11 protein-coding genes and 1 riboswitch are annotated in these 12,104 nt (G+C 67.4%); of the genes, 4 read left to right on the top strand and 7 right to left on the bottom strand.

The window, feature by feature from the left end:
- Nucleotides 1–5: 5 nt before the first annotated feature.
- Nucleotides 6–164, top strand: a riboswitch (ZMP/ZTP riboswitch).
- A gap of 61 nt (nt 165–225) precedes the next feature.
- Nucleotides 226–1,476: a serine hydroxymethyltransferase gene (gene glyA / locus LRM40_RS06135; RefSeq protein ID WP_151123705.1), complete on the top strand. Its 1,251-nt coding sequence runs from the start codon at nt 226–228 to the stop codon at nt 1,474–1,476.
- A gap of 125 nt (nt 1,477–1,601) precedes the next feature.
- The gene (gene nrdR / locus LRM40_RS06130; protein WP_022981497.1) at nt 1,602–2,045 is read left to right on the top strand and encodes a transcriptional regulator NrdR; all 444 of its coding nucleotides are present in this window, start codon (nt 1,602–1,604) and stop codon (nt 2,043–2,045) included.
- Between the two features lie 42 nt (nt 2,046–2,087).
- Here nrdR and LRM40_RS06125 read toward each other — a convergent pair whose 3' ends face one another.
- The 7 genes from LRM40_RS06125 to LRM40_RS06090 all read right to left on the bottom strand — a co-directional run bounded on the left by LRM40_RS06125 (nt 2,088) and on the right by LRM40_RS06090 (nt 9,622).
- The gene (locus LRM40_RS06125; RefSeq protein ID WP_310739996.1) at nt 2,088–2,507 is read right to left on the bottom strand and encodes a type IV pilin protein; all 420 of its coding nucleotides are present in this window, start codon (nt 2,505–2,507) and stop codon (nt 2,088–2,090) included.
- A 53-nt stretch (nt 2,508–2,560) separates the two neighbouring features.
- On the bottom strand, nt 2,561–6,397 hold the full coding sequence (locus LRM40_RS06115; RefSeq protein ID WP_151123703.1) for a pilus assembly protein: 3,837 nt from the start codon (nt 6,395–6,397) through the stop codon (nt 2,561–2,563).
- 37 nt (nt 6,398–6,434) lie between these two features.
- Nucleotides 6,435–6,995: a pilus assembly PilX family protein gene (locus tag LRM40_RS06110; protein ID WP_151123702.1), complete on the bottom strand. Its 561-nt coding sequence runs from the start codon at nt 6,993–6,995 to the stop codon at nt 6,435–6,437.
- Nucleotides 6,995–7,843, bottom strand: coding sequence for a PilW family protein (locus LRM40_RS06105; RefSeq protein WP_170288835.1), 849 nt, complete (start codon nt 7,841–7,843; stop codon nt 6,995–6,997). Before LRM40_RS06105 ends, LRM40_RS06110 begins: the two co-directional genes overlap by 1 nt.
- 10 nt (nt 7,844–7,853) lie before the next feature.
- Nucleotides 7,854–8,414, bottom strand: a complete 561-nt coding sequence (gene pilV / locus LRM40_RS06100) for a type IV pilus modification protein PilV (RefSeq protein WP_151123701.1) — start codon at nt 8,412–8,414, stop codon at nt 7,854–7,856.
- Nucleotides 8,408–8,992: a GspH/FimT family pseudopilin gene (locus tag LRM40_RS06095; RefSeq protein WP_151123700.1), complete on the bottom strand. Its 585-nt coding sequence runs from the start codon at nt 8,990–8,992 to the stop codon at nt 8,408–8,410. Before LRM40_RS06095 ends, pilV begins: the two co-directional genes overlap by 7 nt.
- 99 nt (nt 8,993–9,091) lie before the next feature.
- Nucleotides 9,092–9,622: a GspH/FimT family pseudopilin gene (locus tag LRM40_RS06090; RefSeq protein ID WP_170288834.1), complete on the bottom strand. Its 531-nt coding sequence runs from the start codon at nt 9,620–9,622 to the stop codon at nt 9,092–9,094.
- A 228-nt stretch (nt 9,623–9,850) separates the two neighbouring features.
- On the opposite strand from LRM40_RS06090, the gene ribD reads away from it, so the two are divergent.
- Together ribD and ribBA are read left to right on the top strand one after the other, a co-directional pair.
- Nucleotides 9,851–10,969, top strand: a complete 1,119-nt coding sequence (gene ribD / locus LRM40_RS06085; RefSeq protein WP_375138563.1) for a bifunctional diaminohydroxyphosphoribosylaminopyrimidine deaminase/5-amino-6-(5-phosphoribosylamino)uracil reductase RibD — start codon at nt 9,851–9,853, stop codon at nt 10,967–10,969.
- 21 nt (nt 10,970–10,990) lie between these two features.
- Nucleotides 10,991–12,091 (top strand): bifunctional 3,4-dihydroxy-2-butanone-4-phosphate synthase/GTP cyclohydrolase II, encoded by a 1,101-nt coding sequence (gene ribBA, locus LRM40_RS06080; protein WP_151123698.1) that lies wholly within the window; start codon nt 10,991–10,993, stop codon nt 12,089–12,091.
- The last annotated feature ends 13 nt before the right edge of the window (nt 12,092–12,104 follow it).

The following is a 12,104-nucleotide window of genomic DNA, read 5'->3' as shown; positions in this document are numbered from 1 at the left end:
ACTAGCAACCTTCACGCGACTGGCGATAGAGGGTGGCAGCGGGCGACACGCCCCGCCGTCACCGGCGAGGTGGATCACCACCGGGAAGCGTGAAGTGCACCACGGCCCGAGGCTCAGCCTGAGCCGTGGTCGCATCGACTCTGCCGTTCGCCTGGGCAACCCGCACCTGATGTGGCAACACGTCGGGCCGCCGGGTGAACTCGCCCCGACTTGAAGGAAGCTTCCATGTTCGACCGTTCCCAATCGACGATCGCCAACGTCGACCCCGACCTGTGGGCCGCCATCCAGGCCGAAAACAAGCGCCAGGAAGAGCACATCGAGCTCATCGCCTCGGAAAACTACACCTCGCCGGCCGTGATGCAGGCGCAGGGCAGCCAGCTGACCAACAAGTACGCCGAAGGCTATCCCGGCAAGCGCTACTACGGCGGCTGCGAGAACGTGGACGTGGTCGAGCAACTGGCCATCGACCGCGTCAAGCGACTCTTCGGCGCCAACTTCGCCAACGTGCAACCCAACTCGGGTTCCCAGGCCAACCAGGCCGTGTTCTTCGGCCTGCTGCAGCCCGGCGACACCATCATGGGCATGAGCCTGGCCGAAGGCGGCCACCTGACCCACGGCATGCCGCTGAACATGTCCGGCAAGTGGTTCAAGGTCGTCAGCTACGGCCTGGATGCCAACGAGGACATCGACTACGCCGCCATGGAAGCCCTGGCGCGCGAGCACAAGCCCAAGCTGATCATCGCCGGCGCCTCGGCCTTCGCCCTGCGCATCGACTTCGAGCGCTTTGCCAAGATCGCCAAGGAAATCGGCGCCTACTTCATGGTGGACATGGCCCACTACGCCGGCTTGGTGGCTGCGGGCGTCTACCCGAACCCGGTGCCGCATGCCGACGTGGTGACCTCCACCACCCACAAGAGCCTGCGCGGCCCGCGTGGCGGCATCATCCTGATGAACAACGAGGATGTGGCCAAGAAGATCAACTCGGCCATCTTCCCTGGCATCCAGGGCGGCCCGCTGATGCACGTCATCGCCGGCAAGGCCGTGGCCTTCAAGGAAGCCCTGAGCCCCGAGTTCAAGGCTTACCAGGAACAGGTGGTCAAGAACGCCAAGGTGCTGGCCGAGACCCTGATCTCGCGCGGCCTGCGCATCGTCAGTGGCCGCACCGAAAGCCACGTGATGCTGGTGGACCTGCGCCCCAAGGGCCTGACCGGCAAGGAAGCCGAGGCCATCCTGGGCGCCGCCCACATGACCTGCAACAAGAACGGCATCCCCAACGATCCGCAGAAGCCGATGGTGACCAGCGGCATCCGACTGGGCACCCCGGCCATGACCACCCGCGGCTTCAAGGAAGAGCAGGTGCGTGCCACCGCCCACCTGATCGCCGACGTGCTGGACAACCCGCACGACGAGGCGAACATCGCCCGTGTGCGTGAGCAGGTCGCGGCGCTGACCCGCGACTTCCCGGTCTACCGCTGACCCAAACGCGGAGGAAACCAGCCGGTTTCCTCCCCTGCCCCGCGGGCCCGCCAACGCAAGCCGTTGCCGGGCCCGTGGCATATTCGGCGCCTCGGCGTCGTTGCTGTTGTCTTGGAGCGTCCCGCATGCGCTGCCCCTACTGTGCCCACGATGAAACCCAGGTCGTCGAAACGCGCGAGTCCGACGAAGGCGATGTGGTGCGCCGGCGCCGACGCTGCACCAAGTGCGACAAGCGTTTCACCACCTACGAGCGCGCCGAAATCGCGCTGCCGGCGGTGGTCAAGCGCAGCGGTGCCCGGGTGGAATTCGACCCTGCCAAGCTGCGCGCTTCGATGACGCTGGCCTTGCGCAAGCGTCAGGTGAGCATCGAGCAGGTGGATGCAGCCATCGAGCGCATCCAGGACAAGCTGCTGGCCAGCGGCCTGCGCGAGGTACCCTCCACCCGCGTGGGCGAACTGGTGATGCGCGAACTCAAGCGCCTGGACAAGGTGGCCTATGTGCGCTTCGCCTCGGTCTACCGCAGCTTCGAGGACGTGGACGAGTTCAGCCGGCTGATCAAGGAGATCTGAGGCCAGCCGGAAAGAACGGCCGCGCTCGGTCGAGGGCCGGATTCACTGCCAACACTGGGACGTGGTGGCTCCACTGGCCTGCCCCTTCGCCCCGGTGCTGGTCAGCGTCAGCGTGCCGCAGGGGTCGCCCGTCTGGGTGGGCGTGGCGCTGAGCGTGTAGCTCTGGCCGTCGTCCGGGATCTCCACCGAGATGTCGTAGTACTTCTGACTGCCGGTGGCCCCGACCGGAGACGCGGTGAGCCCTGGATTCGCAAGATCGGCCCCGGTGTAGCCGGAACTGCTGGTCGCGTAGTAGCGCTGCATGTACTGCTCGGCCTGCAGAAGGACCGTCTCGGCATCGGCCCGCCGGCTCTTGCGCACCTGGCTGGTGTAGGCCGGGTAGGCCACCGAGGCCAGGATGGCCACGATGGCGACCACGATCATCAGCTCGATCAGCGTGAAGCCGGCCAGGGACCGGGCCAAGCGCCGGATCCGGATGGGGCGGGAAAAATGCATGACGGTGTCTCGCGGGTTGATCACGGTGCGGGGGCTGCCGCCGGCGTGGGCGGATTGAGGATCTGGCGCCAGACGCGGTCGGTGATCACATGGGTGGCCGGCGTGCAGGAACTGGGATCGATGGTGCACTTGTCGGGCAGACACATCTCCTGGCCTTCACCGGTGCTGTTGACCGCGACCGTGAGGCAATAACCCGCGGGACAGCGCCCCTCCTTGTCCTCCAGGCACTTGGAAGCCGTGGGCTGGTCCCCGACCACATCGGCCTGACCGGACAGCAGCTTGTCGATACCGTCGGCCAGGCTCTGTGCCCCGGCCACCACCGTGTCGGAGCTGTCCACCACACCGTCGCCATTGGTGTCGAACACCGGCGAGGTGGGTGCTGCGCCCGAGTAGGCGTCGATCACGAAGTTGAAGCCGGTACCGCTGTTGTACTCGCACTGGGCCGCCGGCTGGGCGGGCACGATGGTGTTGATGTAGGCAAAGGTCAGCACACCCTGCGGCGGATACACCACCCGCTGCCCCCCCATGATGTTCAGGTCCAGATACCAACCCTTCTGCGTGGTCCAGTCGACGCTGTTGGAGGACAGCTTGTAGAAGCGCTCGTTGGTGGTCACGGTCTGGCCGTTGACCACCTTGGTCCCGACCACCACATCGGTGGTGTTGATGGTCTGCTGGACCAGCACGCTGCGATAGGGCGACGTGGCCACGACCTGGGAAGCCCCATAGAAGGGACTCGCATTGCCGCCCAAGTGGCCGGCGGCTGTGTCGTCCCACACGCCGTAGAACGACTGCGGGGACGTGCTGGTGGCATCGCTTTCGTCAAACAGCTTGCCCGTGCCGAACAGCACCACATAGCCCTGGCTGGGGTGGGCAATCACCATCGGCGAGGCGGTGATGGGTTGCGGCGTGCCGCTGGCGTCGAGCGCACGGAACAGCGGCTGGCCACCGAAGGAGACCTTCCAAGTGCTGGTGTCAGCACCGTTGCCGAAATCGAAACGCCACAGATTGCCTTGCAGGTCCCCGGCATAGGCCGCATAGACCTCCTGGTGGGCGTTGCGCAGCAGGTAGACCCCACCCAGGCCGTTGGCGCCAGTGGCAGGCACCTGGATGGATTTGACGACCGCACCGGTCTGCACGTCGACCACCAGCAGCGCAGCGCCACCATTGCTGCTGTAGGCGCCGTTGCCCACGAAGGCGTACCAGCCGGAGTGACCGGTGAGCGTTCCCCCCTGGATAGGACCGACGCGGATGTCGCCGATGACGTAGCCCAGGTCCGGATGCCCGGACAACTCCCACTGCACGTTGTCCGCCCCCAGCCCGGCGGAAGGATCGGCCGTGGGCAGGTTCAGGGCAAAGATGTCCCGTCCGCCGGCACCCATGCTGCCGATCAACACATTGGTCCAGCGCGCGCTGCTCTCGCCACGCGGCTGAATGAAGGCATCCGACTCCACCGTCGGCCCATCCACGAAGAAGCGGTGGTAGTTGCTGTCGCTGCCGTAAGTCTTCTCGGCCACCGTGGCGTAGTGCCCGAAGCCCAGCCGCGGCAGGAAGCCGAAAACCTCCTTGCCCGTCGAGCCCTTGAACAGGTGGAAGATGCCTGCATTGGCGCCCACGGCCACCACGCCCTCGGCGCGATTCGCCTTGGCGGCCACGTAGTCGGCGTAGCCGCCCTGCCAGTTGCTGTTGCTCAGCAGGTCATAGCCCAGGTTCACCAGGTTCTTCACATACACCGGCGGGGAGTTGATGAAGTCGCCAAGCAACTGACCGCCACGGGCACGGTAGGTCGAGGCAGCCCCCTCGTTGGAGGTGTCTCCGCGGATGTAGTTGATGAGCTTGTCCGCTTCAGTTGCCGTCGAGGCGATCAGGGCCTTGCCGCTGGCATCCACCCCGCCGGTCGCGGCCGTGCTGAACGCCTCCGGCTCGGAACCGCTCCAGGTGAACAGATTGCGGTCCGTGAAGGCGGGCAGAGCCGACGAAGCCTTCCAGACCGGGGTGGTGCCGATCACGTTGCCGTTGGTGTCGAGCTTGTAGGCCAGCACATCGCCGTACCAGGCCCCCGACTTGTACTCCGGCACGAACTTGATGTTGTCCAGCACCAGGGTGGAGGCCACGGTGGCCACACCCGATTCCCGCGCGGTGTTGCCCACGGCCTTGCCGAAGGCGGCCGAGAGCGCATTGGTCAGCTCGGTCACGTTCTTGACCGAGTTGAAGTCACCGCCCGTGTTGACCGCGGCATGCCACAGGTCATCGATCTTCTGCGGATTGCCCTTGCTCGGGTCGGGCCAGGTGGCCGTGCCCTTGGTGAGCGCCGCCAGCGTGGAGGCCTTGGCCGTGTCCGAGGAGGCATCCAAGGTGCCCTTCACGCCAATGCCCACCGTGAACTGCGTCAGGTGCTGCCAGAAGGCGATGTCACCATCGATCGGAGCCACCTTGTTCGCAATCGTGGGGTCCAGATCCTCGATGTACCAGCGCATGGCTGCGTCGGCCAGCGTGTTGGTGTACTTGTTGGGCGCATCGGTGAACGGCCGGCCCGGGGTGTAGGTGTAGGGGCTGTAGTTGCCCGGGTTCTGGTCGGGCTTGGACTCGTCGTAGGGATAGCTGAAGGTGCTGGCGGTGGTGTCCTTGTCCCCCGCGGCGGTGTAGTTGTCGTTGTAATAGCCGTCGGTCGTCAGCACATTGACCGCGCGCCGGCAAGCCAGCTTGGCATTGCCAGGCGCCGACGTGGCGCCCGGCGTGGTCATCCAGGGGCTGTAGGAATCGGTGCGCTTGTAGAAGTACTTGCCCACGCCGTCCAGGGCCGTGCGCAAGGGCGTGGAGGGCCAGGATTGGATGCCCTGCACGCCGGTCAGCACAGCCTCCAGCTGCGTGGCGTCCAGTTGCTTGACGCCCAGCTCGACGATCGAGAAGGTCTTGCTGGCGCCTGCACCGTCCACGGCGGTGGCGTTGGACTTGTTGATGCGGCCCCAGCCGGCCCGCAACTTGTCCTTGAAGTTGAAGAAGGACTCGGTGACCGCCGCCTTGGCCATCGACTCGCGCATGCGGTAGTAGGTGAACCAGTTGGCGAAATTGCGCAGTTCCTCGGCCTGGGTGCACTTGGTGCCCGCGCAGTCGATGCGATCCGCGGACTTCACATCCGGCGCATAGGGTCCATCCACGTTGTTGACATCGTAGAGGACGAAGCTGCCGGTGGAGTCAGGCTTGGCGCCGGGCTTCAGGCGGTAATAGATGCCCGGACTGAAGCTGCGCTTGCTGCTGCCGGCAGAGTAGTTCGCGGCCGTGCACCAAGTCGTGGTGATGTTTCGTTTGGTCACCAGATCGAAGGTGGCGGGGTTCAAACCGGTGGTCACCGGGTCCCAGGGCGCGGCCTTGGCGTTGGTGATGTCCGCCATGCGCACCCCGGAACCATTCGCAGCCGGTTTGGGCTTCAGCCAGGGCTGATAACGGACTTCGGGGTTGTACCAGATGGTGTTGATGTCCGGGGAACGGAACCAGCGCTGATAAAGGCTGTTCGATCCAGCCTCGGCAGGAACATAGCATTGACCATAGGTCGTGCCTTTGCGCGGGTCTCCCGGGAACCCGGCCACCCAGTAGCTGATGAGCGAGACATTGACGCCGTTGACCGAGAACGTCCCCTCAGGCATGGCGTCGGACAGCATGGAGCCCGAGTCGTCGATCGTGATCATCACGTTCGGCGGAGGGGTGGAGCCGGACTGGCTGGTCAGCGGCTTCTGCGAGGGCTCGGTGGCCCAGGCGGCGCAGGCTGCCACCGCAGCCAGCAGACTGACCCCGGCCTTCATCCCGGCCGCAAGCCGGGGCGAGACGAACACATGGCTGCCGATGTCTTGATGCATTTTCATCTGACCACTCCCTGATGCCGGACCCCGAAGCGGCGGCTCAGTTGAACCTCAACATGGACTGCAACCAGACGACGGAACCTGCGGTGGTCCGCCCAGTGCTGTCCTGCTGGTAATCGGGGCTGAAGCCCCGTGCGGTGACCAGCACCACCTGGGTGGTGCCGTCGTTCAGAAAGGTGTATTCCGGCAAGCACTGCGGGCTGGGCGGCTTGACCGGGCTGTCGACCGACACCAGCACCGTATCGGGCACCGTGACGGCCACGGCCCCGCCGCCGAACCAGTTGGTGAAGGTGTCCCAGCGTGTGGGCCGGCCGTTGGCGGGATTGCCGTCGTCGTCGGACAAGGCGGGCAGGATGAAGGTGGTCGTTCCGGCTTTGATCTCGGCATCGGCCTGCCGCTCGCAGTAGCGCAGCGCCAGTTCGGCCGACTGCTGGGCCAGGCTCTGGGAGCGGGCGTTGTTGGCGATCAGGTCGGAGGTCAGCGAGCCGCGGATGACCGACACGGACATCAGGGCGATGATCACGAGCATCACCAAGGCCACGATCAGGGCCACGCCCTGCTCGGCCCGGCCACCCACTCTGGAACTGGAACGCGAAGTCATCACAGCGCGGTCCCCCTGCGGTTCTGGATCACGAAGGTGGAGGTGAAGCTGCGGTACATGCGACGATCGTCGGGCGTCGTCGGATCGGCGAAGGGATCGCAGCCCTGGTAGGGGGTGGGCGCGTCCAGCACCTCGTCGGCACTGCGCACCACCAGGCACACCCGCACCGACACCACACGCGGCCAGGCCCCGGCGGCTTCAACCTCGGTGGCCGTCTTGTAGGACGCCGCCACGTGCCCCCCGGCCGGCGCCACGCCGTAAGTAATCTGCATGTCGGAAACGTTTTCCACCAGCGCCTGACCATTGGCATTGCCCGGCCCCAGGCAATACAGCGCGTTGTCGTTGATGTAGAAGCGGCTGTAGGACAGGTAGTAGCCGCTGGTCAGCGTCAGCGTGTTGCCCAGGCAATCCATCGGCGTCTTCACGCCGGCCACCAGCTTGGTGATGCTGTTGAACTCGTTGGCCTCGTAGGCCACGGCCAGAGCGTTCTTGCCACTGCCGCTGCAAGCCAGCGAGCCGATGGGCTGCGTCATGTCCGTGAAATCAGTGTCGCAGCCACGCACCCAGTCGCTGGTGGACGCGTTGTAGGTGAAGCCCGTGCCCGTGCCCGCCGCTCCGCCGGTGGGGGCGCTGTAGGCTGCCGCATTGACCTGACTGCGCAGCACGCCCATGGCGGCGCTGGCGTCTTCGGTGATCTGGGACAGGGCCCGTCCCACGCCGGTGGTGCGGCTGGAGCCGAGGTAGCCGGAATACATCGCTGCCAGCACCACCAGACCAATGGCCATGGCCACCATGAGCTCGACCAGGGTGAAGCCACGCAGCGCGCGCAAGGAGGATGACATCTTCATTTTCATGTCCTCACAGCCCCACGCGGAAGTGCATGCAGCGGGGGCTGCCTTCCGTCGAGAAATCCGGGGGACAACCGTCCTTGCCGGCCACGTTGGTGGCGTTGTTCACGCCGGTGACCGCGGCCGAATCGGCATCGGTCTCGCGCCAGATCACCCAGACGTCGTACAAGGTGAAGTCCCCGTTGGCGCTGATGTAGCCAGTGCCGTTGGGCAGGGCCTTGAACAAGGCCGCCTGCCATTGGGCCACGTCCACCGCCGCCATCTCGGCCGGGGTGCAGGCGTTGGCGTCAGCGCAGGTGGCAGCGGTCGGAATGCCGGTGGCCAAGGTCTTCGGGGTGAGCTGCCCGTACACCGTGCCCGCCGCCTTGCCAAAGTTGGCCCGCATGCGGTCGGCCAGATCGTTGGCCAGCAGGGTGGCCACGGACCGGAACTCGGAGGTCTTGCCGAAGCGGGTGGAGGTGCTGAGCAAACCCGCCATCGCCAACATGCCCAGTGACACGACCAAGATCGCCACCAGCACCTCGATCAGGGCCACGCCCCGCTGGCCCCGGCGGCCTGTGCGCTTCAACATGAACTGCCGCTCCCCTTCTTGAGCTGGATCTGACCTGCCACCGTGACGCAGACATGCTGGACGTTGGCGGTGTAGGTGCTGCTGCTCGTGTCGGACACATTGGGCGTCACGGTGAACGCCATGGCGTTGCCCGCCAGACCGTTGGCCTCGAAAGTCACCGAGGCGGCGCCGCCGTCTTCGGCCAGCCCCCCGATGGATGCCGGCGGTGCCCCGACCTTCAGCACGATGTCGTTGGCACCCACGGTGGCGTCCCGGTCGGTGTCCACGAACACCAGCCAGCCGGACTTCCAGTCTTCACCACAGTCGGGCGACGCCGCATTGGGGTCGCTGGTGGCACAGATGGTCACCGGCGCCAGCCGCTTGAGCGACTCGGAACGCGCCAGGCGGATCGCCTGCATCAATTGATCGGCCCCACCCGCCGAAGAGCGCGCCGCCAGGAAGGATTGCATGGACGGCACCGCCACCATCGCCAGGATGGCGGCCACCGCCAGGGTCACCATCAACTCGACCAGCGTGAGCCCGCGCTGAGGCGCAAGGCCGCGGGCGCGCGTGGGGAAAGTCAGCGTGGGGGCAAACATGTCGGAATGTTGCCGACGTGTTTCCACATTGCGCAGACGGTCCGGACGAACGGCCGCCGAGTCCGGACAAGCGGTGCCGAACGGGCGAGTCTCCGGCTCTCAAGCGCAGTCGTCCGCCTCGGTCAGCCGCACCCGGCCCGGCTTGTTGACGCAGAGCAGCAGACTGCCGGGCACGCCCCGGGTGTCCGGCGCTTGGCCGGGCGGCACGTACCGGAAATGCGAGGCAGCATTGGTGGAGAAACCGAGCGGATGGAAGCTGATGGACCTCAGGGTGGCGGTGACCGTGCCGGCCAGCGCACGGTGCTGGTGCACGATGAGCACCGGATCGTCCTCGTCACGGTTGCCGCTGCCATTGCGGTCCAGAAACGCCAGCCAGCCCTCGCTCCAATCCTTTCCGGATGCCCTGCAACGCGGCCGGCCCGTCTCGTCGGGCAGGGCGTCCAGCGCGCACAACACCACCACCTCGCCGCGGCGCATCGCCTCGGACCGGGCCCGGTGCACCCCCTCCCGGAACTGGGTGGCCTCGGCCACGATGGCCTGCCGATGCAGCGCGGCCTGCATGGAAGGCACCACCACCCCCATCAACACGGCCGCGACGCCGGCCACCACGGTGGATTCCAGCAGGGTCACGCCCCGCTGCGCCTGCCGGCGCCCTCCCGCCACCCCTCGCCTGTGAACCATGTCCGCCCCTCCGCCAGGCTCTGCCGAGCCCCACCTGTTTCACGATGCGACCGATTCTGGGAAGTGCGGAGCAGGCGCGTCACTCCCTCCTCGGTGGGCCCACCTTTGGGGGGAGAATCCCCACAGCCAGATGATGGCGCCGCCCGACCCAGCCCCATGCCCCAGCCTTCTTCCCTCGTGTTCACCCCGCAGGACGCCGTCTTCATGGCGCGCGCTCAGGCCCTGTCGGAATCGGCGGTCGGCCTGACCGAGCCGAATCCGCGGGTGGGCTGCGTCATCACCTCGGAGGACGGCCAGCTGCTGGGCGAAGGCCACACCCAGCCTGCGGGGCAGGCCCACGCGGAAGTGATGGCCCTGCGAGACGCCGCCGCCCGGGGCCACGAGGTGCGCGGCGCCACCGCCTATGTGACCCTGGAGCCCTGCGCCCACCATGGCCGCACCCCGCCCTGCTGCGACGCCCTGGTGGCCGCCGGCGTGGCTCGCGTGGTGGTGGCCGCGGGCGACCCCAACCCCCTGGTCAACGGCCAGGGCCTGGCCCGGCTGCGGGCCGCCGGCGTCACGGTGGTCAACAGCCCCCCCGAGCACGCGGTGGCGGCGGAAGAGCTCAATGTGGGCTTCTTCCACCGCATGCGCACGGGGCGGGCCTGGGTGCGCCTGAAGGTCGCGGCGTCCCTGGATGGCCGCACCGCGCTGGACAACGGCGTGAGCCAATGGATCACCGGCCCGGACGCCCGGCGCGACGGCCATGCCTGGCGGCGGCGTGCGGGCGCCCTGCTCACCGGTGTGGGCACGGTGCTGGCCGACGACCCCCGGCTGGATGTGCGGCTGGTGGACACCCCCAGGCAACCGCTGCGCGCCGTCGTGGATGCCCGGCTCGACACCCCGCCCTCCGCACGTCTTTTCGAGGCGGACGGCCCGCTGGTGTTCTATGTCGCCCATCCCGACCCGGCGCGACAGGCGGCCATTGCCGATCGCGGTGCCGAAATCGTCGCGCTGCCGGGTGCCGCCGGCCGGGTGGATCTGGCGGCCGTGCTTGCCGACCTGTCGAGCCGCCCTCTCAACGAACTCCACATCGAAGCCGGCCCGCGCCTGAACGGCAGCCTGATCGCCGCCGACCTGGTGGACGAGTGCCTGGTCTACTTGGCGCCGCTGCTCCTGGGCCAGGGCCGGGGCATGGCCGCCCTGCCGACACTGGACGCCCTTGACGGCGCCTGGCGTTATGCATTTCACGATCAGGCCCGCGTCGGCGACGATCTGCGGCTGCTGCTGCGACGCCGGGCAGCCACGCCGACCTGACAGCCCGCCTACAATCTGGGGATGCCCATCTCCCCTGTTCCCGAGCTGGTGGCCGAACTGGCCGCCGGTCGCATGGTGATCCTGGTCGACGAAGAAGACCGTGAGAACGAAGGCGACCTGATCCTGGCCGCCGACCATGTCACCCCCGAAGCGATCAACTTCATGGCCAAGTTCGGCCGGGGCTTGATCTGCCTGACGCTGACCCGCGAACGCTGCGAAAAGCTGCACCTGCAGCCGATGACGGTGCGCAACGGCGCCCCGCATGGCACCGCCTTCACCGTGTCCATCGAGGCGGCCGAGGGCGTGACCACCGGCATCTCCGCCGCCGACCGGGCCCGCACCGTGCAGGCCGCCGTGGCGCGCGACGCCAAGGCCAGCGACCTGGTGCAGCCCGGCCACATCTTCCCCTTGCAGGCCCAGGATGGCGGCGTGCTGATGCGCGCCGGTCACACCGAAGCGGGTTGCGACCTGGCCGCCATGGCCGGCCTGACCCCCGCGGCCGTCATCTGCGAGGTGATGAACGACGACGGCACCATGGCCCGCCTGCCCGACCTGCAGCGCTTTGCCGAGGAACATGGCCTGAAGATCGGCACCATCGCCGACCTGATCCAGTACCGCAGCCGCAACGAAACCCTGGTCAGCCGGGTGGGCCAGCGCCCCCTGCAGACGGCCCAGGGTACCTTCGACAGCCATGTGTTCCGCGACCGCTCCGGCGGCGTGCACCTGGCCCTGACCGTGGGCCAGTGGGCCCCCGGCGAGGAGGTGCTGGTGCGGGTGCACGAACCCCTGTCCGTGCTGGACATGCTGGACGCCGGCCCTTGCGCCCACTCCTGGCCGCTGCCCCAGGCCCTGGACACGCTGCAGCGCGCCGGCAAGGGCGTGGCCGTCCTGCTGAACTGCGGCAAGGACAGCGGCGACGCCCTGCTGGACCGCCTGCTGCCCGGCGATGAGCCTCGCGCCCCGCATGCGGTGGACCTGCGCACCTACGGTGTGGGCGCCCAGATCCTGCGCACCGTGGGCGTGAGCCGCATGAAGCTGCTGGCCAGCCCGCGCCGCATGCCCAGCATGACCGGCTACGGCCTGGAAGTGACCGGCTTCGTCCGCCCCGACGACCAACCCTGAGCCCGGAAGAACA

Origin of the sequence: Ideonella dechloratans (genome assembly GCF_021049305.1) — a bacterium.
Classification (GTDB): Bacteria; Pseudomonadota; Gammaproteobacteria; order Burkholderiales; family Burkholderiaceae_C; genus Ideonella; species Ideonella dechloratans.
Note: the sequence above shows the minus strand (reverse complement) of the source record. Positions and strands in the feature narration are given on the sequence as shown.